This is a genomic window from Acidobacteriota bacterium, assembly GCA_030697165.1.
In the GTDB taxonomy this organism is placed as follows: domain Bacteria; phylum Acidobacteriota; class Vicinamibacteria; order Vicinamibacterales; family UBA2999; genus 12-FULL-67-14b.
Map to the genome: position 1 here is coordinate 148859 of JAUYQQ010000009.1, position 23159 is coordinate 172017.

At 65.7% G+C, this 23159-nt stretch carries 15 protein-coding genes; 6 read left to right on the forward strand and 9 right to left on the reverse strand.

Annotated elements, in window-relative coordinates; all coding sequences use genetic code 11:
• Window positions 1–3 precede the first annotated feature (3 nt).
• On the forward strand, window positions 4–1044 hold the full coding sequence (locus Q8T13_08980) for a radical SAM protein (GenBank protein ID MDP3717880.1): 1041 nt from the start codon (window positions 4–6) through the stop codon (window positions 1042–1044).
• Here the strand turns inward: Q8T13_08980 and Q8T13_08985 are convergent.
• Entirely contained in the window at window positions 982–2157 is a 1176-nt protein-coding gene (locus Q8T13_08985; GenBank protein ID MDP3717881.1) for a M20 family metallopeptidase, read from the reverse strand. The genes Q8T13_08980 and Q8T13_08985 overlap by 63 nt on opposite strands.
• Window positions 2158–2418: 261 nt before the next feature.
• Here Q8T13_08985 and Q8T13_08990 point away from each other — a divergent pair, with 261 nt between their 5' ends.
• Window positions 2419–2760: a hypothetical protein gene (locus tag Q8T13_08990; GenBank protein MDP3717882.1), complete on the forward strand. Its 342-nt coding sequence runs from the start codon at window positions 2419–2421 to the stop codon at window positions 2758–2760.
• A 66-nt stretch (window positions 2761–2826) separates the two neighbouring features.
• Here Q8T13_08990 and thiC read toward each other — a convergent pair whose 3' ends face one another.
• Window positions 2827–4449, reverse strand: coding sequence for a phosphomethylpyrimidine synthase ThiC (gene thiC, locus Q8T13_08995; protein ID MDP3717883.1), 1623 nt, complete (start codon window positions 4447–4449; stop codon window positions 2827–2829).
• A 177-nt stretch (window positions 4450–4626) separates the two neighbouring features.
• On the opposite strand from thiC, the gene Q8T13_09000 reads away from it, so the two are divergent.
• Window positions 4627–7656: a FlgO family outer membrane protein gene (locus Q8T13_09000; protein MDP3717884.1), complete on the forward strand. Its 3030-nt coding sequence runs from the start codon at window positions 4627–4629 to the stop codon at window positions 7654–7656.
• A gap of 20 nt (window positions 7657–7676) precedes the next feature.
• Here Q8T13_09000 and Q8T13_09005 read toward each other — a convergent pair whose 3' ends face one another.
• Entirely contained in the window at window positions 7677–9374 is a 1698-nt protein-coding gene (locus tag Q8T13_09005; GenBank protein ID MDP3717885.1) for a M1 family metallopeptidase, read from the reverse strand.
• 20 nt (window positions 9375–9394) lie between these two features.
• Between Q8T13_09005 and Q8T13_09010 the strand changes: the two genes are divergently transcribed.
• A complete protein-coding gene (locus Q8T13_09010; protein ID MDP3717886.1) occupies window positions 9395–11752 on the forward strand; it encodes an ATP-dependent helicase C-terminal domain-containing protein in 2358 nt (785 codons plus the stop codon).
• A gap of 65 nt (window positions 11753–11817) precedes the next feature.
• Window positions 11818–13182, forward strand: a complete 1365-nt coding sequence (locus Q8T13_09015; protein MDP3717887.1) for a M23 family metallopeptidase — start codon at window positions 11818–11820, stop codon at window positions 13180–13182.
• On the opposite strand, the gene Q8T13_09020 is transcribed toward Q8T13_09015, so the two are convergent.
• From Q8T13_09020 to Q8T13_09030, 3 genes are all read right to left on the reverse strand, one after another.
• Window positions 13179–13610 (reverse strand): hypothetical protein, encoded by a 432-nt coding sequence (locus Q8T13_09020; protein MDP3717888.1) that lies wholly within the window; start codon window positions 13608–13610, stop codon window positions 13179–13181. The genes Q8T13_09015 and Q8T13_09020 overlap by 4 nt on opposite strands.
• Before the next feature lie 15 nt (window positions 13611–13625).
• Window positions 13626–14099, reverse strand: a complete 474-nt coding sequence (locus Q8T13_09025) for a hypothetical protein (GenBank protein MDP3717889.1) — start codon at window positions 14097–14099, stop codon at window positions 13626–13628.
• A 352-nt stretch (window positions 14100–14451) separates the two neighbouring features.
• Window positions 14452–16623, reverse strand: coding sequence for a transferrin receptor-like dimerization domain-containing protein (locus tag Q8T13_09030; GenBank protein ID MDP3717890.1), 2172 nt, complete (start codon window positions 16621–16623; stop codon window positions 14452–14454).
• A 37-nt stretch (window positions 16624–16660) separates the two neighbouring features.
• On the opposite strand from Q8T13_09030, the gene Q8T13_09035 reads away from it, so the two are divergent.
• Window positions 16661–17632, forward strand: coding sequence for a TlpA disulfide reductase family protein (locus tag Q8T13_09035; protein MDP3717891.1), 972 nt, complete (start codon window positions 16661–16663; stop codon window positions 17630–17632).
• A 35-nt stretch (window positions 17633–17667) separates the two neighbouring features.
• Here the strand turns inward: Q8T13_09035 and Q8T13_09040 are convergent, their stop codons facing one another.
• The 3 genes from Q8T13_09040 to Q8T13_09050 form a co-directional block, all read right to left on the reverse strand.
• Window positions 17668–19440: a tetratricopeptide repeat protein gene (locus Q8T13_09040; protein ID MDP3717892.1), complete on the reverse strand. Its 1773-nt coding sequence runs from the start codon at window positions 19438–19440 to the stop codon at window positions 17668–17670.
• A 53-nt stretch (window positions 19441–19493) separates the two neighbouring features.
• Window positions 19494–20030, reverse strand: a complete 537-nt coding sequence (locus tag Q8T13_09045; protein ID MDP3717893.1) for a redoxin family protein — start codon at window positions 20028–20030, stop codon at window positions 19494–19496.
• A gap of 95 nt (window positions 20031–20125) precedes the next feature.
• Window positions 20126–23083 carry a carboxypeptidase regulatory-like domain-containing protein gene (locus Q8T13_09050; protein ID MDP3717894.1) on the reverse strand — a complete coding sequence of 986 codons (2958 nt, stop codon included), beginning with the start codon at window positions 23081–23083 and terminating at the stop codon, window positions 20126–20128.
• Window positions 23084–23159 lie beyond the last annotated feature (76 nt).

Genomic DNA, 23159 nt, shown 5'->3' on the forward strand with positions numbered 1-23159 from the left:
GCGATGGCGACCTTTCCGCTGCTGTTCGACCTTGGTCGCTCCCCGACCACGCGGGACGTGGCGAAGCTGGTGAGGGACGGTGGCCTCGCCGCATTGCCCGACGCCAGGCGCCGTGGCGACGCGGCGACCTACCAGGAGATCCGCTGCCGCTCGGCGCTCAACCGCGTGAAGGGCATGCCTTTCTTCAAGTGGACGCTCAATCCCTATCGCGGCTGCACGCACGGCTGCCACTACTGCTTCGCGCGAAAGTACCAGACCCAGCTCGAACTGAACGCCGGCGACGACTTCGCCTCGGTCATCTTCGTGAAGACCAACTTCGTGGACGTGTTGCGGCGCGAGCTCGCCAAACCCACGTGGGTGAAGGACACCATCGGCTTCGGCACGGCGACCGACCCGTATCAGCCGATCGAGGGCACCTACAAACTGTCGCGCGGTGTGCTCGAGGCACTGCGCGACGCGGCCTCGCCGGTGGGCATCGTCACCAAGGGCCCGATGATTGTGCGCGACCTCGACGTGCTGCAGGACCTGTCGAAGCGCGCGCCGTGCCGCATCCACATCAGCGTACCGACGGTGGATGAAGAGGCCTGGGAGCAGCTGGAGCCCGGCGTCGCGCACCCCATGCAGCGGCTGCGTGCGGTGCGGCAGCTGGTGGATGCCGGCCTCGATTGCGGCGTGCTGATGGCGCCGATCGTCCCAGGTTTCTCGACGCAGCCGTCAAAGATCGAGCGGACCATCAAGGCGATCGCGGACTCGGGCGCGCGGTCGGTGGGCGCGATGGTGATGCACCTGCAGGGCGGCACCCGCGATCACTTCATGGGCCTGCTGGCGCGGGAATATCCACACCTCGTCGATCGCTACGAACACCTCTACGCGGGCAAGTATGCGCGCAAGGACTACCTCAGGCAGGTGGACGAAGTGGTGGGGATGATGCGGGCGCGATACCTGCCTAGCGTCCGGAAGCGAGCCGTTGCCGCCTCCGCTCTACGAGCTTCCACCTTCGCCAAGGCTACGGCGGACAGGTCCGCGGGCCAGGCGCTCGATTAGGCCGGCGATTACGGCGGCTCGTGGCACGAGCGCGTCGATCTCGACGTGCTCGTGAAGCGCGTGCGCACCATCCCCAATGGCACCGAAGCCATCAAGGGTGGGCACCCCGAGTGCCGCGGTGAAGTTGCCGTCGGAGCCACCGCCGGCACTGCCTTCCTCGAGCGTCAGGCCGAGGTCTTTCGCCACATCCCGAGCCGCCTCGAACAGCTTCACGACGCCCTCGCTTCGCTCCAGGGGCGGACGATCGAAACCACCTGTGACGGTGACACGGGCACCGGTGAGGTGCGGCGCCAGCGCCGTCATGGCCCGCTCCACGCGCTCGGCATCGGCTCGCGTCACCGCCCTGGCGTCGATGGTGGCGCGCGCCTCGGCCGGCACCACGTTGGCGCGGGTGCCGCCTTCGATCACGCCCACCGTCACCGTGACACCTCGCGCCGGATCCTGCAGGTCGTCGATGGCGATGATCTGCCGCGCCAGTTCGCGAACAGCGCTAATGCCCTTGCCGGGGTCGAGCCCCGCGTGCGCCGACACGCCGTGCACGATCATTTCAAATTGGCCGACGCCCTTGCGGCTGGTCTTGAGCCCGCCGCCGGGCAGCGACGGCTCGAACACCAGCACGGCCTCGCTCTTGGCCGCCTCGGCCTCGATCAACGCGCGCGACGTGGTGCTGCCGATCTCTTCGTCGGCGGTCCACAGCATCACCACCTGGCAATTGTTGAGCCCGCCCGCGTCGAGCACCGCGCGGGTGGCCAGCGTGGCCAGGCCGATGCCGGCTTTCATGTCGAAGATGCCGGGACCGTAGAGCCGGCCTTGCTCGCGCTTGAGCGGCATGCGTGCGAGCTGGCCGATCGGCCAGACGGTGTCGAAGTGCCCGAGCATCAGGACCTGGCGCGGACCACTGCCAAAACTCACTCGCAAGTGGTCGCCCGCCGCGGCTGACGAAACCCGGGTCACCGTGCCGCCGAGCGCCTGCAGCCGCGTGGCCAGCTCAGCCCCACAGCGATTCACGGCCACCGGATCGTCGCTCGGCGACTCGATGGCGACGAGCGTCTCGATGAACTCGAGCAGCCAGTCGCGCTGGGAGGCGCAGTAGTCGAGGAATTGGCGGGGCACGGGTTCTATAATAGACCCGTGGTTCAAAGGTTCACGGGGTCACGGGTACAGGGGTTCACTGGGTTCACTGGGTTCGCTGTCGCCTGTGCGCTGATCGGTGGGGGCGCACTGCAGGCGCAAACGCCGCAGCCGTTCCCGACCCCGAGGCCCCCGTCCACGCAAAAGCCCGCGGCACCGCCGGCAGCAGTGGGCCAACCCGCCCCACCCGCCCAACCCGCCCAACCCGCCCCACCCGCCCAACCTGGCGTGCCAAGCGAGGCGATGTTGGGCGCACCGATCTATCCGTCGGCGGTCTACCTCACGTCCTATGATGCCGGCCGCGGCCAGCGGTTCTACTTGTTCGGCTCGACTATCCCCTACGCCGAGCTCGTGGGGTATTACCGGACTGTACTGAAGACCAGGGGGGACGAGCTATTCCAGTCACCGTCGACGCACCAGTTCGAGATCGCGCGCTACCGCGACGACAGCATGGCGTTTCCGCCGAGCGTCACGATTAAGGACTACACCTACGGCGGCGCGGCCGGCTTTCCAAATCCCAGGCCCGGCGCAGAACCGGCACGCTTTCCGACGATCATTCAGATCGTCCCGACGCCCAGGCCTTAACGCAACCACGAAGACACGAGACGCACGAAGCCTACTTTGGCTTCGCGTTCTTCGCGTCCATCGTGGTTATCCTTTCACGTAGATTTCGCCGACCTTTCGGAACTCGGCCGACTTCTCTTCCATCCCCTTCGCGGCTTCGGCGCGCACTTGCTGCGTGAGCTCCATGCTGCAGAACTTGGGCCCACACATCGAGCAGAAGTGCGCCACCTTGGCGCCGTCGGCAGGGAGCGTTTCGTCGTGGTACGCGCGCGCGGTGACCGGGTCGAGCGACAGGTTGAACTGGTCCTCCCACCGGAACTCGAACCGCGCCTTCGACAGCGCATCGTCCCACGCCCGGGCACGCGGGTGGCCCTTGGCCAGGTCGGCGGCGTGGGCGGCGATCTTGTAGGCAATCACGCCGGCCTTCACGTCATCGCGGTTGGGCAGGCCGAGGTGTTCTTTCGGCGTGACGTAGCAGAGCATGGCGGTGCCGTACCAGCCGATCATGGCCGCGCCAATGGCCGACGTGATGTGGTCGTAGCCGGGCGCGACGTCGGTGGTGAGCGGACCCAGCGTGTAGAACGGCGCTTCGGCGCACCATTCCAGCTGCTTCTCCATGTTCTCCTTGATGAGGTGCATGGGCACGTGGCCGGGACCTTCGTTCATCACCTGCACGTCGTACTCCCAGGCGATCTTCGTCAGCTCGCCCTGCGTCTTCAGCTCCGCGAACTGGGGCTCGTCGTTGGCATCGGCAATCGAGCCGGGCCGCAGGCCATCGCCGAGCGAGAACGACACGTCGTAGGCCTTCATGATCTCGCAGATCTCGCGGAAGTGCGTGTAGGTGAAGTTCTCTTTGTGGTGCGCGAGGCACCATTTGGCGAGAATCGAGCCCCCGCGCGAGACGATCCCGGTCAGACGCTTGGCGGTCATCGGGATGTAGCGCAGCAACACGCCGGCGTGCACGGTGAAGTAGTCCACGCCCTGTTCGGCCTGCTCGATCAGCGTGTCGCGGTAGACCTCCCAGGTGAGGTCCTCGGGGCGGCCGCCCACCTTCTCCAGCGCCTGGTAGATCGGCACGGTACCGATCGGCACCGGCGAATTGCGCATGATCCACTCGCGGGTCTCGTGAATGTTCTTGCCGGTCGACAGGTCCATCACCGTGTCGGCGCCCCACAGCGTGGACCAGCGCAGCTTCTCCACTTCCTCGTCGATGGACGAGGAGACGGCGGAGTTACCGATATTGGCGTTGATCTTTACCAGGAAGTTGCGGCCGATGATCATCGGCTCGAGCTCGGGGTGATTGATGTTCGCCGGGATGATGGCGCGGCCGCGCGCCACTTCATCGCGCACGAAATCGGCCGGCAGGCCCTCTCGCGAAGCGATGTAGGCCATCTCGGGCGTGATCTCGCCCTTGCGCGCGTAGTGCAGCTGGGTGACTGGCTGACCGGCCTTCGCCGCGGCACGGCGCGGCGCCACCCACGCTTCGCGCAGCTTCGGCAGGCCCGCGCGCGGATCGTGTCCCTGCGGACCGCTGGTGTCGTACAGGCGAATCGACGGCTCGCCGCCGCCGAGCGCGACCTCGCGGAACGGCACGCGCAGGGTCGTCTCGCCGGCGGGCGTCTGCACCACCTGCTCGTCGTAGACCTTGGTGGAATTGGGATAGGCCTCTTCGTACGTCGAGGCAACTGGCACTGGCGTGGACTTCTTCATTCCGCTCTCCCTCCGCCGGTCTGAACCGGTTTCCGCCTTCGCGGCGGTCCTGTACGCCGCTTCGGCGGACAGGCAGGTTCCAGGGTGTTTCTCAACTCGCCGTGAATCGACGAATACCCCTGGCGGTAAGCCTTCAAGTTATCACGGGGCCGCCGATGAGCTTCGGGTAGAATGCCCGTGCCTTCCCCCAGACCCATGGAACTGACCGGCCGCTCGCTCGGGCACTACCGCGTCGAGGAAGAGATCAGCCGAGGCGGCATGGGTGTGGTCTACCGGGCCACCGACACGCGCCTCAACCGCGATGTCGCGCTGAAGGTCCTTCCGCAGGAACTCACTCACAGCGATGACGTGCGGCGACGTTTCCTGAAAGAGGCGCAGGCCGCTTCGGCGTTGGAACACCCGCACATCGCCGTGATTCATGGCGCCGACGAAGTCGACGGCGTGGCTTACATCGCGATGGAGCTGATCCGTGGCGAGAAGCTCAGCGACCTGCTGACCCGCAGCAAGTTGCCCGCGGCGCGGTCGCTGGAACTGGCGGCCGAGATCGCCGCCGGACTGGCGCGGGCCCACGAGAAGGGCATCGTCCATCGCGACCTGAAGCCCGCCAACGTCATGGTCACCGACGAAGGCCACGCCAAGATCATCGACTTCGGTATCGCAAAGCTCATTGAGGTATCCGCCACGGCGGGGGCCCAAACGCAGACCGGCCGCGACACCGGCGTGGGCGTGGTGCTCGGCACCATGACCTACATGTCGCCCGAGCAGGCGCGCGGCGAAGTCGTTGACCACCGCAGCGATATCTTCTCGTTCGGCATTCTGCTGCACGAGATGCTGGCAGGACAGCCGCCGTTCCGCGGCAAGACCGGCATCGAAACGGCCAGCGCAATTCTGCATGAGGCCGCGCCTCGCCTGCCCTCCCTCGGTCCGACCGTCATCGCCGAAGCCGGTGCGGACATTCAGCGCATTGTCGACAAGTGCCTCGCCAAGGACCCCGCCGATCGCTACCAGGGCATGAAGGATGCGGTGGTCGACATCCGCGCCGCCCGGCGGCGTCTCGACACGGGTCCGCAGGCTGCCGCGGCACCGGCGACGCCGGCACCAATGCGCGTGCCGACCTGGGGCTGGCTGGTTGCGGCCGTCGCCGTAGCCGCGGTTGCCGGGGTCGTGCTGTTCACCCGCGGCGAGGCCGAGAGCAGCTCCGACGTTGTCGGGGGATCAGGCAAGCCGTCAGTGGCGGTGTTGTATTTCGACAATACCACCGGCGACAAGGAACTTGACTGGATGCGCACCGGCATCACCGAGATGGTGGTGACCGACCTGTCGCAGTCGCAGGGCATCGAGGTGGTGGGCACCGATCGCCTCTACGGCATCCTCTCGGAGCTCAATCGCCAGGACGATCGTATGCTGTCGCCCGAGGCGATTAGCGAAGTCGCCGCGCGCACCGGCGTCACCAACGTCGTGGTGGGCAGCTACGTCCGCTCGGGCGATGCGATTCGCATCAACGTTCGGCTGCAGGAGGCCAAGACCGGCCGCATCATCTCGTCGGAGCGCGTTGACGGCACCAGCACGTCGGCGCTGTTCTCGATGATCGACGACCTGTCGCGCCGCATTCGAACAAAGTTCGAAGGGCTGCGGGCTGAGGCGGCCATGTTGACCGCTCCCGGCGTGGGCCTGTCAACCGGCGACCGCCGCGGCGTAGATGAGGTCACGACCACTTCGATCGACGCGTATCGGTTCTATGCCCAAGGCCTCGAACACAATAATCGTCGCCGCGATGCCGAGGCCGTCGCGATGTTCGAGAAGGCCGTCGCCATCGACCCACAGTTCGCGATGGCCTACGGCAAATTGGCGATCGTGGAAGGGAACCGGGGAAATGCCGAGCGTCGGGATGAGTTCAGCGCCAAGGCATTCGCGCTTTCCGATCGTCTGACACCGCGGGACCGCGCCTACATCGAGGGCGTCCACTACGCGAGCTCTCCGGCCACTCGGGCAAAGTCCATGGCGGCCTACGAGCGCTGCCTGGCCATCGCCCCGCGCCACGAAGCGTGCCGAAACAACCTGGGCCTCGCTTACAACGGCCTCGAACGCTACGTGGAGGCGGTGCAGCACTTTGAAGTGCTGATTCAGGCCGGTACCACCATCGTCCAGCCCTACTCCAACATCGGAGTTGGCTACCGGGCGCTCGGCCAGCCCGAGAAGGCCCTGGCAGTCGTCGACGCGTTTGCGACACGTAACCCGGACAACGCCGCAGCACAGGTATTGCTCGGCGTCGCCTTGGTCGGTGTCAACCGGCTGGACGAGGCCATTCGGGTGCTGGACAAGGCCCGGCTATTGGATCCGCTTGATACAAGCGCGGCCAGCACGGCTGGCCTGACCCACCTCCTGCGCGAAGACTGGAAGGCCGCAGCCTCGGCCGCAGCCGACCTGACCAGTGGCCCCACCGATGGGCACCGATTTTTTGGCGCGCAGATCCAGATGGGGCTGAGCGGATTCCTGGGCAGGAGCACCGACGCGGTGACGTGGGCGGAGCGTGTGGTCGCGGCCAACAGGGCTGCCGGACAGCGCCGCTCGGTCGGCCATATGTTGACGGGCTTGACCCTGCTTGCAAGGGGCCAGCACGCCCTCGCCGCGGCAGCGACGACCAAGGCCGTGGCCGATGCGAAGGGGACGGTCCAAGAGCCGGTGGCCCTCCTTTACCAGGCATGGGCGCTCTCTAAGGCCCGCCGGCCCGCCGAGGCTGAGGCGGCGGTCACCGCCCTGCTGTCGATGGCGGACCCCTTGTCAACCGTGCGCGACGGCAGGGCGGCGAACATGGCCCGAGGATTCGTGGCGCTTGGCCGCGGCGACGCCTCAGCCGCGATCAAGCCGCTGCAGGATGCGGCGGCAACCCTCACCCCGCGGGGGCCGGGACCCAACACGCGGAGCTGGCATCTGCCGGTATGGTCGGCCCTTGGCCAGGCATTGTTCGACTCGGGCCGTCCCGGAGAAGCGCGACCCTGGTTCGAGAAGGTCGCTGGCAGCGGCTACGAGCGCGCGGTTTGGCCGATTGAGTACGTGCGCAGCTTCTACTTCCTCGGCCGCATCTACGAACAGCAGGGCGACACGGCGAAGTCGCGCGAGGCCTATCACCGCTTCGTCGGCTACTGGAAAGACGGCGACCTCGATCGCGAGCGGATCGCGGAGGCGCGGAAGAAGATCGGGAGTTAGGCGGGTCTAAAGACCCGCCTCTACGGGCGGCCGCTCGCGTCCAAGACTGAGACGTTGATGTAGAACAGCTCCGTCGCCACCGCCAGCCCCTTTCCCAACTTGTTCGGCATCGTCTGCCACGCTGTCGTCGGCTTGATCACCTGCCAGTCGCCCCTGGCGCCCACCTTGATCGGCATCGCGAAGCCGCGCTCGTCGGCGTTCCAGCGGTACGACACGGTCTCGGCCTTCTCGTCGAACGTCAGCTCCAGCGTCGGCAGGTTGGCTCGGCGCAGGTACTGATCGAAGATCGGCGTCAGATCCTGCTGCAACTCGGCGTTGAAGAAGCGAACCAGGTCTTCGGTCATGATGTTCTGGTACTTGAAGCGCTCGTAGGTGTCCCGAACTAGCTTCCACCAGCGGGCATCGTCATTGACGACGCTCCGCAGGGTGTGCAGGAACAGCGCGCACTTGAAGTACATGTCCTGGTTGGGTGTGCGGTGTATGCCACGCTGCGTGATCACCGGCTCGCGGTTGCCGACCTTCTTCTTATAGCCATTCACGTACTTCAGCGCATCGTCATAGCCGAACAGCGCCTCGACGTAGACGCCTTCGAGATAGGTCGTCCAGCCCTCCTGGATCCACATATCCGACACGTCGGCCGCCGACACCGCGTTGCCGAACCACTCGTGGCCGCTCTCGTGGATGATGATGAAGTCGAACTTCAGGCTGACGCCCACCTCGGTCCAGTCGCGCTCGAGGTAACCGTTGGCGTAGCGGTTGCCATAGGTCACGGCGCTCTGGTGCTCCATGCCCGAATAGGGCACCTCGATCAGCTTGAATCCGTCCTTCGGGAACGGGTACTTGCCGACGTACTTCTCGAACGCCTCCATCATCGGCAGCGCCTGCGCGAACTGCTTCTTCGCCTTGTCCAGGTTCTCGGGCAGCACGAAGTAGTCCATCGACAGGTCGCCGAGCTTCTCGGCGAAATGCACGTAGTGGCCGATGTTGAGGGAGACGTTGTAGGAGTTGATCGGGTAGTGGACGCGGTAGTCCCAGCGCGTGTAGCCGTCGCCCAGGTCGGTCTTGCCCATGAAGCGGCCGTTCGAGACGTTGGTCAGGCCGCTGGGCACGGCCACGCGGATGTCGGCGCCTTCCGGCTCGTCGCGCCACTGGTCCTTGCTCGGCCACCACACGCTCGACCCCTCGCCTTCATTCGCGGTGTTGATCCAGTGGCGGCCGGCGGGGTCCTTGCGGAACGCCAGGCCGCCAAAGCGGCCCTGTTCCTGCGGCAGGCCGGTGTAGTGGAAGTCGATGGTGTAGGTGCGGCCGGCACGCAGCGTCTCGGGGAAATCCACGTAGACGGTGTTGTGGTCGCGCGCGTACTTGAGCGTCGTGGCGCCCATCAGGATCTGATCGACCGCCAGGTTGGCGTACAGCTCCAGTTGGATGCGGGTGTCGTCCGTGAGCATCTTGAAGCGGATGGCGTTCTTGCCGGTGATCGACCTCTTCTCGGGATCGACGCGGACGTCGAGGTCGTAGTGCAGCAGATCGTTGTTCGCGCGGTAGCGGCCGTATTCACCGCGTAGCACATCAAGCCTCGTCGGTGCTCTCAGCGTTGATGGGGGTTCACGACGCTGGGCTGCGGGCGCCGCGGTCTGTGCCGACAGATCAATGGGGCCACAGAGGACACAGAGGACACCGAGGAAATTGATCAGGGTGCCACGGCGCACGATACTCATGGTCTGACATCATAAGGGAGGTGTCGCCGATCCCCCTCCCCGTCGATGCATTCATCGACCCCATTCGTGAGGCGCTCAACCGTCATCGGGCCGCGGTCCTGACGGCGGCGCCTGGAGCCGGCAAGACGACGAGGGTGCCGCCGGCGCTGGTGGACCAGGGCCGGGTGCTGTTGCTGCAGCCGCGACGGGTGGCGGCGCGGGCCATGGCGCGTCGCATTGCCGACGAGCGCGGCTGGACGCTGGGCCGGGAAGTGGGCTGGCACATCCGCTTCGAGAAGAAGGCCGCCTCCGACACACAGCTCCTGGTCGTGACCGAGGGCATTCTGACCGCCTACCTGCAGGACGACCCGTTGCTGAGCGATGTCACGACGCTCGTCGTGGACGAGTTTCACGAGCGCAGCATTCACGCCGACCTCGGGCTCGCCCTGGCGCGACAGGCGTGGCTGGCGCGGCCGGAGCTGCGGATCCTGGTGATGTCGGCAACCCTCGACACGGCGCCGGTCGCGCGTTTCCTGGGCGGCTGCCCGGTGATCGACGTGCCCGGAACCTTGCATCCCCTCTCAATTTCGTACGCCTCAGGACAGTCTGTCGCCACGGCCCTCGATGAACTACTGCCGGTCACCCGCGGCAATGCGCTCTGCTTTCTGCCAGGCGCCGGCGAAATTGCCCGCGCGATACGCGAAACCGAGCCGGTGGCGGCCCGGCACGGCGTCGAACTGCTGTCGCTCCACGGCTCAATGGACGCCGCCGGGCAGGACGCTGCCTTGTCGCCCAGCTCGAAGCGGCGCGTGATTCTCGCGACCAACATCGCAGAGACCTCCCTGACCGTGCCCGACGTCTCGATCGTGATCGACACCGGGCTGCACAAGGTCGCCCGTTACAACGGCGAACGCGGGGTTGACAGCCTGACGCTGGAGCGGATCACGACCGATTCCGCGGATCAGCGCGCCGGCCGCGCCGGACGGCTCGGTCCGGGAACCGTGACGCGGCTCTGGGACCAGCGCGATCGCCTGCGGCCCCACCGGGAGCCCGAGGTGCAGCGCATCGACCTGGCGCAGCCGGTGCTGTCGATCCTGGGATGGGGCGGCGACCCCGCGACCTTCGAGTGGTTCGAGCGACCTTCGGACGATCGCCTGGCGGTTGCGGTCACGCTGCTCGAGCGGCTCGGTCTCGTGCGCGATGGCCGCGCCACCGAGGACGCGCGGTTGCTGCGGCGCCTGCCCTTGCACCCGCGACTGGCCCGCATCCTGGTCGATGGCCTCGGCTCGTTCGAGGCGGCGGCAGCCTGTGCGTGGCTCTCGGAGCCGGGTCGAACCGAGGGTGGCCACCAAACGACCTCTTGCGACCTGCTGCCCATTCTCGACGCCTGGGCCCGCATGCCGTTTCACCTGAAGCGCATCGCCGACAACCTGGAACGCAGTGCCGCCGGGGTGTTGGGCAACCGCCAAGCCAGGCACATCGACGAAACCGCGTTCCGGCGAGCGGTGCTGGCGGGCTATCCCGACCGGGTGGCGAAGCGACGAAGTGCAGACCGTGTCACGCTCGCGACCGGCCATGGCGCGGTGATGGGCAGCGAGAGCGGTGTTCGTGAGGGCGACTGGCTGGTGGCGTTGGATGTCACTGCTGGCTCGGTCCGCCTAAAGGCGGACGCTACATTGACGACCGAAGCCACGGTTCGGTCCGCATGCCGGATCGAAGCCGAGTGGCTCGGCCCGACTCGAAGCGAAGTAATCCACAGCATTGACATCAGCGGTGTCGTCCGTGCTCACGCCACCGACTGGTACGACGCGCTGGTGCTGCGAGAGCGTCACGTCGCCATCGACCCCGTGATCGCTTCGCAGATGCTGGCTCAGGCGTGGTGCAACCGCGAACACGATGCTGACACCGAGCGATTAGTCCGACGCGCCACTTTCGCGGGACACTCGCTGGACTTGTCAGGACTGGCGGTGCTGGCGGCAGCGGGAGCGAACAACCTCAAGGGTCTGGACATCGCTGCCCAACTGCCATGGGCGACCAAACAGGCCATCGAGCGCGACGCGCCCGACAGTCTCGCGGTGCCAAGCGGACGCTCGATGCGGCTCGACTACGCCGCCGACGGCACCGTGTCGGTCGCGGTGAAACTACAGGAGCTATTCGGTCTCGCCGAAACACCCAAGCTTGGACCGAAGCGGATCCCGGTGACGTTTCATCTGCTCGCGCCGAACGCGCGGCCGGTGCAATCGACACAAGACCTCAAGAGCTTCTGGGCCACGACGTATCAGGAGGTCCGCAAGGAACTGCGCGGCCGGTATCCACGGCACCCCTGGCCGGAAGATCCCTGGACCGCAACCCCAACACACAGAACGACGAAGCGGTTGCGCCAAGGGAACAGGAGCTAAGGAGTTCAGGAGAAATAATTGTTTCTCTTGACCTCTTGAACTCCTGTTCATGGCTATGATCGGTCATGCGCTTTTTCCGCCTGACTGTTCTTGCCCTCGTCGTCATTGCCATCGCCGGCGCGGGCGCCGGTTGGTACCTCGCCGGTCGCGAAGCTGGACCGTCAATCACCATCAAGTCGCCCGATCAGTTCGTGGGTCGCGCCAGCGCACTTGATGTGGTGGCGGAGTCGGCGACGCCAGTGGTGGCGATGCACGCCACGCTCGAGCAGAACGGGCAGTCAACCATGGTGGCGTCGTACGGCAACGACGGCACGGGGCAAACGCAGGTCAGCCTGTCGGGCGCACTCGGCAAGACCACCATCCCCACCCTCGTCAGCGGGCCCGCCACCCTCACGGTGACCGCGTCGCGCCAGGCCTTCTTCGGACTGCGAACGGTTGAGTCGGCGATCACGCGCGAGTTGCAGGTACGGCTGGATCCGCCCAGGGTTGCGGTCATTTCCATCCACCACTTCATCAACCTCGGCGGCGCCGAGTTCGTTGTCATGCGAGCCACGCCAGACGATGTGGACGCGGGCGTCAAGGTGGGCGATGCCGAGTATCCGGCCTATCCAGGCTCGGCGGTGGGCATTGCGGATCCTGCGGTCCGGGTGGCGTTCTTCGCGCTCAAGCACGACCAGGACGTCAACGTCCGCATGTCGGCATTTGCCCGCGATCTGGCCGGCAACGAAGTGACCACGCCGCTCGAGCACAAGCCAACGAACAAGAAGTTCCTGCAGTCGCGCATTCCCATCGACCAGCGCTTTCTCGATCGGGTCGTTCCAGCCATTGCCTCGAACACGCCTGAGCTGAAGGTTGACACCAGCTCACCTGAAGGATTGCTGAAGGGGTTCCTGACCATCAACGGTGACCTGCGCAAGCAGAACGGGGACACCATCACGGCCCTCGCCGCGAAGACCCAGCCGAAGATGCTGTGGACCGAAGCGTTTGCGCAGATGGGCAACTCGCAGGTCGAGTCGCGCTTCGCCGATCGCCGGACCTACTTCTTCGGCGACGAGGAAATCGACCGGCAGGTGCACCTCGGCTTCGACCTGGCCTCGGTGCAGCGGGCGCCGGTCAACGCCTCGAACGCCGGCGTGGTCGTGTTTGCGGACTACCTGGGCATCTACGGCAACTGCGTGATCGTCGATCACGGACTGGGCGTGCAGTCACTCTACGCGCACCTGTCTACGATTGGTACGAAGGTCGGCGACACCGTCGCCAAGGGCCAGGAACTGGGCCGCACCGGCGCCACCGGCCTGGCCGGCGGCGACCACCTGCACTTCACGATCCTGCTGCAGGGCGTGCCGGTCAATCCGATCGAGTTCTGGGATCCCCAGTGGATGCGGGATCGGGTGTTGCGGAAGATCAACGAAGCAGGCGGAACGCGCTAGGTCCGCGAGAGCCACCAGACGATCGCCGCGGCGACCACTATCAGCCCGCCGGTCACAAACAGGCGGCTGTTGCCCCGGTTGAGGCGCGCGGCCGCCCGGTACTGTTCGTTGGTGTTGGCGTGCTTGGCCAGGTATTGCTCCACGGCCTCTTTCGAGTCCTTGAGCCCCAGGCCCGTGGCTTCCCGCGTGCGCTTGATCGCGTCGATCAAGCTGCCCTGGTGCAGAGCCGACACCGCCTGCAATGGGATCTGCACTTCGCCACGGATACTGGTTGGGGTGGCCCCGGGCAAATACGCGTCAACAGCTTCCTTGGCCTCCTTGAGACCTAATGACGAGACCTGACGCGTGATCTTGATGGCCTCGATGAGCTCGCCGCGATCAGCTGCGGCCCGCGCATCTGGCGGGATTTCAGTCGACCGATCGCTCATGGCCAGGTCCCTCGTCTATCGGGGAAGCACGGCACCATAAAACGCATCCATCTCGCGGATCACATCGACCTCTTTTTCGCGATACAGATAGTGCGGACCGTTCATCATAACGACTCGGCCGCCGGCCACTTCCCGCCGAAACTTCTCGGCCGTTCGCTCGACGAGCGAATTCCATTCGGTCCGCCAATACTCGTCCAGCCGAGCGCGCATCGCGGTCGACGCTCCGGGCGGCGGGTAAGGATGACGGTCTTGGATGGCGAACAGGGCCAAGGCAGGCACCCGAACTGCCGCGAAGTCTGACGGGTGTGTGTTCCACCACCGGTCAATCTGCTCCGAAACAGATCCGACAGGCGACTTCGGAGGCCCCTGAGGATCCTTCATCATGACGCGCCAGGCCGCAGCGGGGTCGACCGCAGCGTCGATGAACACCATCGACAACACCCGCGCTGGGTACAAACGGGCGAATTGCATCATCTCTGTGCCCGCCATCGAGTCTCGTCGTCGGGCGGAGCGCCCGCGCAGCCGGCGGGAGTCGGGGCGGCCGGTCACTGTTTGGACAGAGGGAATCAACATCGCCCCGACGGGCAGGTTGCTTACAGACAACTCGCTGCGAGCGCAACGAGATAGGCAACCCCAAGAAGGGGTTGCCTCCACCTCCAGAGCGAGCGGCGAGTTGACAGCCGTTGCGGAGCGGGCGCGGAGTCCGATGGCGAGATGCCTGGACTGACCGAACGGCGCCCCATAAAAGGGGCGCCCTACAACGGGCGGCGGGTCTGAAGACCCACCTCTACGACCGCTTCCTGGTCCGCCTAAAGGCGGACGCCACATAACTAGGCGGAGTCTACTTCACCGCCTGCTGCAACGCCTTCGTCGCTTCTTCCACTTGCGCGGCCAGGGCGTTCACGGCTGACGACACGGTGCGCACGCCGCCTTGCGCCTCGGTAAAGCGGCCTTCTTCCAGTCCCTCACGAATCTGAGGCATGGTCTTCACACCGTAGCCGGTGTAGAAGCCCGGCGCGTAGATCTGGTGCTTGAACCACTCGCGACGGGGCAGGCCTTCGGTGTTTCCCAGTTTTCGCTCTGACGTGATCAGCAACTGGTTGAGCGCCTGCAGATCCTTGCGTGCCTGCAGCGCTTGCGTGTTGGCGCGACCGAGCGAACCGTAGGCCTTCTCGAACGCGCGGCCGGCATCGCGCAGCTTCTCCACCGCCGAACGCACCTGCCGCAGGTCCACGTTCGACTCCTTCTTCGTCGCCGCCAGCGCTTCGAGCTCGACCACGTAGCGCATCAGCGTGTCGGCCGTGTCGGTGAACTGGAACGGCAGCACCGGCGCATCGGCCAGGCGCAGGATCAGCGTGCCGGTCAACTGCGCCAGCGTGCGGCCGTAGCTGTAGTCGGTGTCCGAATAGGTCTGGTACCACTTGATGGTGTCGTACGCGGAGTGGTACACGCCACCCGGGCTCTCGCCGCCGAAACTGACGTTGAGCGACGACAGCGTGAGGTGCTGCAGGAACGGCGTGAAGTCCGAGCCCGATCCGAGTGGGGCAATGCGGAACGACGGATCGGCCTCCGCTGCCTTGCGCTCGGACTCCGGGTGGCCCAGGATGGCGCGGCGGCGGCCCTCGTCGAACACCGGCTTGCCGGTGCGCGGATCCATGATCTCTTTGGCCACTTCGCCGAGGAACTGCTGCAAGCCGTGCGAACCGCCGGCATTCAGCCAACCCTTACCCGTGCCGTCAGTGTTGATGTAGACCGCCGCCTTCTGCTTGAGCTCGGCGTTGTTCTTCTCGGCCCACTCGGTCGATCCGAGCAAGCCCCACTCTTCGCCATCCCACAACGCGATCTTGATCGTGCGCGAGGGCCGCCAGCCGGTCTTGAGCAATTCGCCAAGACCGCGGGCCGTCTCCATCAAAGACGAGGCGCCGCTGATCGGATCGTCGGCGCCCATCACCCACGCGTCGTGATGGTTGCCGAAGATCACCCATTCGTCGACGCGCGTGGTGCCGGGAATGGTCACCATCACGTTGTAGAGCGGACGGTTTTTCCACTCGAACGACAGCTTCATGTGCAGCTGCGCCGGGCCGGGGCCAAGGTGATACGTCACTGGCAGCGCGCCCCGCCATTCGACCGGGGCGACCGGCCCTTTCAACTGCTTCAGGATCGGCAGCGCGTCGCCGTAGCCGATTGGCAGCACCGGAATCTTCATGATGGTCTGCGATTCCTCCATCCGGAGCTTCTTGCCGCCGGCCTCGCTGCCCCAGCCGGGAGTGAGAGGATCGCCCGGGTGAATCGGCATGTCCATCACACTGCCGCGCTGCGCGCCGAACTCGGGGCGATAAGGACCGTTCGGATAGACCTCGCCCTGGAAGTAGCCATCGTCTCGAGGATCGGAATAGATCAGGCAACCGATGGCGCCATTCTCATACGCCACCTTGGGCTTGATGCCGCGCCAGCCGGCGCCGTAGCGTGCCAGCACGATCTTGCCCTTGACGCTGATGCCAAGCTCCTTCAGTCGCTCGTAATCGGCCGGCATGCCGTAGTTCACGTAGACCACTTCGCCGGTCACGTCGCCATCGGCCGAATAGGCGTTGTAGACGGGCGTCTGGTCGCCAGAGTCGGGATCTTCCGGCAGCACCGGCTCCTTGAGCAGCAGCGAATGCTTGACCGGCGCCACCAGCTCAACGCTCGTTTCCACGGGCCACGGCATCATCGCCTCGAACTCTTCGATGCGCGCGTCGAGGCCGAACGACGTGAACCTGGCCAGCGCGTACTCGGCCACCTTCTTCGAAGACGGCTGACCGGCCACGTGCGACTCGCCGGCCATGGCCTCCATGTACTCCTTGAGCCGCGCCGCGTCGGGGATCTTCCTGAACTGCGCCTCGCGCGCCCGCTGCGCGGCGACGGCATCGTCTGGAAATCCGCGAAGACCCGGCGACTGCGCGGTGACAGGCAGCTGAACAAGAACCAGGGCCAGGACGGCCACCAGTGCAAACGTGCGTAGGGAGCGGGGCATCCGAGGTTTATATCGCAGTTTGCGATATCCTCGGCGGATGACCCGCATACTCCCGGCGCTGCTCTTGTCTCTGATTGTCGCCTCGTCTTCTTTCGCGCAAGACGCTGCGAAGCCTGCCGCGCCGCCGCAGACGATCGTCCAGAAAGTGCGCGCGGCCATCGGCGAGAACGACTTCGTCAAGGCCGAGAAGCTGGTGCTCGACGACATGGCCGCCAACGGCACGACGCCAATCGCCATCGAAGCTTTTTCGTGGCTCGGCCGCGGCGCGGTCGCCGCCAAGAACTACGACGCGGCCATGACCTATGCCGCCCGCACCTACGAAATCGTCGAGGAGCAACTGAAGACGCGGAAACTGGACGATGAGGCGCGGTTGCCGATTGCCCTGGGCGCGGCCATCGAAGTGACCGCGCTCGCCTCGGCAGGACAGGGCCGCCGTTCCGAGGCCGTCCTCTACCTGCGCCGCGAACTCGACACCTACCAGGACACGTCGATCGTCGAACGCCTCAACAAGAACGTCAACCTGCTGAGCCTCGAGGGCTCGACGGCGTTTCCCGTGGACAGCCCGAAGTGGATTGGCGCGGCGCCGCCGGCGATGGCGGCGCTCAAGGGCAAGCCGGTGATCCTCTACCTGTGGGCGCACTGGTGCCCCGACTGCAAGGCCCAGGGGCCGGTCCTCGCAACACTGCTGGAGAAGTACAAGAGCACCGGCTTGACGCTGGTGGCGCCGACCAAGTTCTACGGCTACGTCGCCAAGCGCCAGCCGGCCGGTCCGGACGAGGAGCTGACCTATCTCACGGGTGTCCGCGACAGCGACTACCCGTGGATGAAGAACATCCCGGTGCCAATCAGCGAGCAGATTTTCGCGCAGTACGGCGTCTCGACGACGCCCACGCTGGTGCTGATTGATCGGGCGGGCAACGTCTCGAAGTACAACCCGGGGCAGTTGACCATGGAGCAGTTGGAGCCGCTGGTTCAGAAGATTGTCGCGCCGATGGGATCCGCTCGCTGATAGCACGGTCCGGCTAAAGCCGGACGCCACATCAGTTATTGCGGCAGGCGCCTGAGATACTCGGCGCGCCTCGCCAGCACGCGCGGCGCCAGGGCCTCGGGCATGGGCAGCTTGATGGCTCGATCGATCATCTCAATCGCCAGGTCGAACGACCCGCTCATCGCGTAGGCTTCGGACAATCCAAACAGCGCCTGCGGGTTCGCCGGGTCGAGGCGAACCGCTTCCTGCAGATGCTTCAAGGCATAACCCGTCTTTCCCTGCGCGAGCAATACCTGCCCCAGGTTGTTGTGCGCCAGCGCGTAATCGGGACGGCGAGCGAGAGCGGCACGGAAAGCGGCAGTCGCATCATCGAGGCGGCCGGCCTGGGCCAGGGCGGTGCCCAGGTTGAAGCGAGCCGCCGCCGAATCGGGCTTGAGCGTCACGGTCGCCTCGAAGTGCCGGATTGCCGGCGCCATCTGCCCGATCCCCATGTACAGCAACGCCACATCGTCGTGCAGCTCGACGTCACTGGGATCCACGCGCAGCATCGTTTCGTAGCCGGCAATGTCCTCGACGGTCATCTTGGTTGCGATTTGATCGCGCATCAGCTGGCGGTCGCGGTCGTTGGCCGCGAGCAACTGGAACCAGAGGTCGCCCATCTCGTCCTTCGAACGCTGGCCCCAGTAGACCTTGGCAGGCGGCAGCTCAGGATTGCGGATGTTGTCGGCCGAATTGTCGTAGGTGTACTCCATCGACAGCCGCGTGCCCTTCGGCAGGCGAATCGGCGTAGCGTGGCGATAGACATGCTGCCAGCGGAAGTCCCAGTCGGTGATGTGCATCACCACGCGCGACGTCCCGTCCGGCAGGTGCGCCGTGCCGCGGATCTTGCGGGCGCGGTAGTGGGCGTGCGGCTGCACCGCCAGCAGGTCGGCATCGACCGGCAGCGTGTAGGCATCGCGAATCACATAGCGCGGCTCGCCAGGCGGAATCTCGATGGCCTGGGAACCCAACCGCAGGATGGTCGGTGTCCGCGTGGGCGGCTGGTCGCTGAAGTACAAGCCGATCTCGGGCAACACCTGTTCCACCGCTCCGCTCGGCTGCAGGTGCAACTGCACCACCAAGTCGCTGCCCGGCTCGAGCGTCCACGCCAGATCGGGCGGCACGAGGGGCGCGACCTGGCCAGGGGTCCAGCCAAGGAAGTGGCCATCGGGGTACTCGGCCGATCGCGGCATCAGGCCGTCGTACCCGGGCAGCGGATCCGCCTCGTCCAACTTGCGCGTGGCATCCGTGCGATCGATGCGGATGTTGGCGTGATGCACCACCCGCGGATTGCCGGGGTGAAACTCGATGCCGCGAACGTAGGTTCGCTTCGTCACGGGCAGGCGGATGGCGAAGATGCGAAACGCGTCGGTCGGCTGCGGCGCCAGCGTGTACGCGCGCGATGGCTTCACGATCAGGTCCGGTTGTCCCAGTAGCCAGCCGTCGGGCAGTTTCGGCAGCGCCGGCAGCGCACCCGGATCACCCTCCGGCGCGCCAGCGGCCGCCCACGTCTCGAGCCGGGCGATCTGCTCGTCGTTCAGCGGGTCCTGTCCCACGAAGTGGCCAACGCCGGGCTCCACCTTCCATGGCGGCATGAAGCGGCTCTTGGTGACCGTGGCAATCTGCGTCGCGCGTCGGCGCACCTCGTCGTACGTGGTGAGGGCAAACGGCGCCGGACCGCCCTTGCGATGACACGATACGCACGACTTGAAGACGATCGGCGCGATGTCTGTTGTGAAAGTCACGTCCTGCGCGCTGGCAGACGCTTGGAGGGCGATGGCTTCAGCCATCGCCACGACTGTCACAGCGACGGCTAAAGCCGTCGCTCTCCGAACGGTAGGGGTCACTTGATTAGATCCCCCAGGAAACATCCCACAGCTTGTGTCTCGCGCACGGCAACCGGCTTGCCTTGCACAACGGCCTCGAGCGCGCGTTCCAGCGTGCGTTCGGTGGGCTGCGGCCGGTCCTTGCCGAAATCAATGTAGCGGTCGTCGATCCGGCCCCGGTACAACACCTGTCCGCCGGCGCCGATGACGGCCACCTCCGGTGTCACCTTCACCCCGGTGTGCTTCACCAACTCCTGTGCGGTATCGCGCACGGCGGGGATGGCATAGCCAAACTTCTTCATGTGTTCGCCGATTACCGCGGGCGTATCGGTGGCCGCCGGATACACCAGCGTGAAGGCAAAGCCCCGCGTCGCGAACTTCGCCGCGAGGTCCTGGATCTCTGGCGCGTAGCGATTGGAGATCGGGCAGTCGGTGGTCACAAAGATCAGGACGCTGGCGCCCTGACCGGCTGGCCGGACGAGTGGATCGACGGCCTTGCCCGTCAAATCGGCGACAGCCGCCAACTGTAGAGCCAGAGCGAGGTGGAGCAACATCGGGTGGCTTCAGTATAGGAAGAAAAAGAACGGCGGGGGTGTTTTAAGCCCCCGCCCTTCCCGGTCCGGCTAAAGCCGGACGCTACATCCGAGTCTTACCAGGTCATATCCACACCAACGCGGATGATGCGGCCCTGGAGGATTACGGAAGGCCGCATGTAGGCGGCCGCGCCGAACTGCACCGACGAAACCGAGGAGTAGTCGTCCGAGTTCAGGGCGTTGAAGAGGTCAACCTTCGGCGTCATCCGGAACGCGCCGAACTCGACTCGCTTGCTGAACGAGAAGTCCACCTGGTTGATGCGGGGGGTGAACTCGGTTTCGGGCGCCACGAGCGGCACCTGCAGGTTAGCCACGCCGCTGGCGGCGAGCGCGGGCAGCACCAGCCCACCCGGCGTGCAGGGACCCGTACAGTTGGCGGCGTAGCGCGTGGCCGAAGTCAGCTGCCAGAAAGTACCCTGGCCGTTGGGACGGTCGAACCCGGTGCCGGCCGTGAAGCCGCCGTAGGCCTGCGCGGCGGTGCCGGTGAGGTAGCCGTTCAGGTTCTGCCACGAGGCGCTGACCGACACGCCCCAGAACGGCAGCGGGTAGACCACGGTGGCCTTGACCTGCTTCTGCCACGGAATGCCGCTCTCCGACTGGTCGCAGTACAGCGACCGATTGGGGTCGCTCGCCGCTGCGGCACAGACATTGTTGAGGCTGCGCTCGAGGTTGAAGCCGCCGAACGCGCGGACCCCGCGGGCCATGCGCGCATTGAAGTTAATGTCCATGCCGTTGTAGCTGCGCTTCATGTCGCTGTTGGTACTGTCGATGTTTGCGACCTGGCCGCGGAACTCGGGCTTGATCACCCAGGCAGGGATCACGCTGCCGTCGAGGGGGCTGACCACTTCGAAGCGGTTGTAGCTGGCCTCGTTCAGCAGCGAGTTCGTGCGCATCGTGATGTTCCTGAACGAGATGTGGTAATACTCGGCCGCCACGGAGAACCCGGAGAATAGCTCGTGCGTCACCCCGACGTTAATCGGCAGCGAGTAGGGGCGCTTGAGCCCGGGATCCGGCGTCGACAGCGACCGCACGCCGAAATTCGGGGACAGGTTGGCGAAGTTGATCTCACATCCGGCGGTCAGGTAGACGCAGCCGCGTTCGCCCTGCGCGATGTCGTCACCATTCACGTCGGTCCACGGCAGCGTGGCGGTCGTCAGGGCCGTCGGGTTGTAAAGCTGCGAGAACCCCGTCGTCTGGGCGGTCACGAACTTGTTGAGGCCGGCCCGCACGGCGGTGCGACCGTCGCCCGACAAGTCGTAGACGAGCGAGAGCCGAGGCGAAAAATCCTGCCACGTCGGAACCGCCTGGAACGAACTGTACGCAGGGCTGTTGGCGAATCGGCCGACCTGGGCCTCCTGGCCCCGGATGGTCTGCTTGTTGTAGTCGAAGCGCAGGCCAAGATTCAAGGTCAGGCGATCGAGGTTCCACGTGTCCTGGGCGAAGAAGCCGAGACTGGCGTTCAGGTCTTCACCGGTTCGAAGCGGCGTGTTCAAGACCGTCACCTGCAGCGGATTGCCGTTGTTGTAGGTCTGGTAGAGATCCGCGTTGGCGTTGTTGTAGCGGATGTACTTGCCGGTTTGCCAGGCGCCGCCCACCTTGATGGTGTGTGCGCCGGTGACATACGAGACCGCGCCCTGGAGGTTGTAGCGGTCTGGATAGTTGCCCAGCTGCGCGCCCGAGGCTCCCCACAGCAGGCCGGTGCTGTTGTCGTTCTTGCGGACGTTTCGATACCAGTCGGCGGTGTTGCGCTCGGCCAGAATGCCGGGCTGATACAGGTTGTCGTAGCGCTCCCGATTGCCGGAGTAGCCCAACTCGAGCAGCAGCTTCGACGACAACGTCGAGGTCCACTTGATCGAGCCCGTGGCGAAGGTCGGCGTGTTCCAGATCACCGACGCCGTGTTCTGATCGGTCAAGGCGCCCATGGCGTGGCCGCGCAACCGCAGCGCGCGGTCCATATAGACGGCCACCTTATTGCGCTCTGATGCCTGCCACGTCAGGCGCACGACCGGGTTGTCCATCTTCTCGTCCGAGACGCCCTGCTCACAACTGTCGGGATTGGCCCGGCAGGCGGCGAAGGCCGCGGGCACATTCTGGCCCGCCGGGATCGCAAACGTGTTGGCAATGGGCCGGTCGTAGCGAGCCTTGCGGAACGCGCCGAAGAACCACAGCTTGTTCCTGACGATGGGTCCGCCCTGTTCGACGTTCCACTCGTAGAAGTTCGAGATCTTGTCGACGCCGGTGACGCCGAGCGCCCGCAGGTCGTCGGTCAGGTTGTCGCCCTGCCACCCGGACGGTGACTTGAAGCCCTTGGCGCCGCCGCGAAACTGGTTGCCGCCGTCCTTGGGAATCAGGTTCATGTTGACGCCGCCGGTCAGGGTCTCGGCGTTGCCGCCGGCCGTCTGGTAGACCGCTTCCTGCGTCATCGATTCGTTGTGGTACGCCTGCACGGCGCCGTCGCCCATCAGGCCGTTGGTCATCATGCCGTCCACCAGCACCACCGTCTGCGCGCCGCCCTGGCCGCGCACGGCGAAATAGGTCTGCTGCATCGCGCGCGAGCCGCCCACGTCGGGCACGTTCAGCGTGACGCCGACGACCAGTTGGCCCAGGCCCTGGATGGTGCCGGCGGTCGGCACCGCGCTCAGCACATCGCGCGTCAGCACCTGCTGCTTGGCGTTGCTCTGCACGTCCACCACCGGCGAGGCGCCGGAGACAGTGACCGATTCCTGCAGCGTGCCAACGGACAGGTCGATGTTGATGGTCGCGACGAAGTTGCCCTGCAGTTCGACGCCGTCGCGAATCACGGTGTTGAAGCCCGGCAGCGTGTAGGTGAGCTTGTAGGTGCCAGGACGCAGGTCGCTGATGCGATAGCTGCCGTTGGCATCGGTGATCGCCGAACGCACGCCCTCGATCAGGGCCGGGCTCGCGGCTTCCACCGTCACCCCAGGCATCACCGCGCCCGACGTGTCTTTCACTGTCCCCGTGAACACACTCTGCGCGCGCGCGATCGCCGGCACGAGTACGAGGCTTGCCAGTACAAGTACGAACGTTCTTGCAAGAAACCTGAGCGCCATCTATTTCCCCCAATCAGCC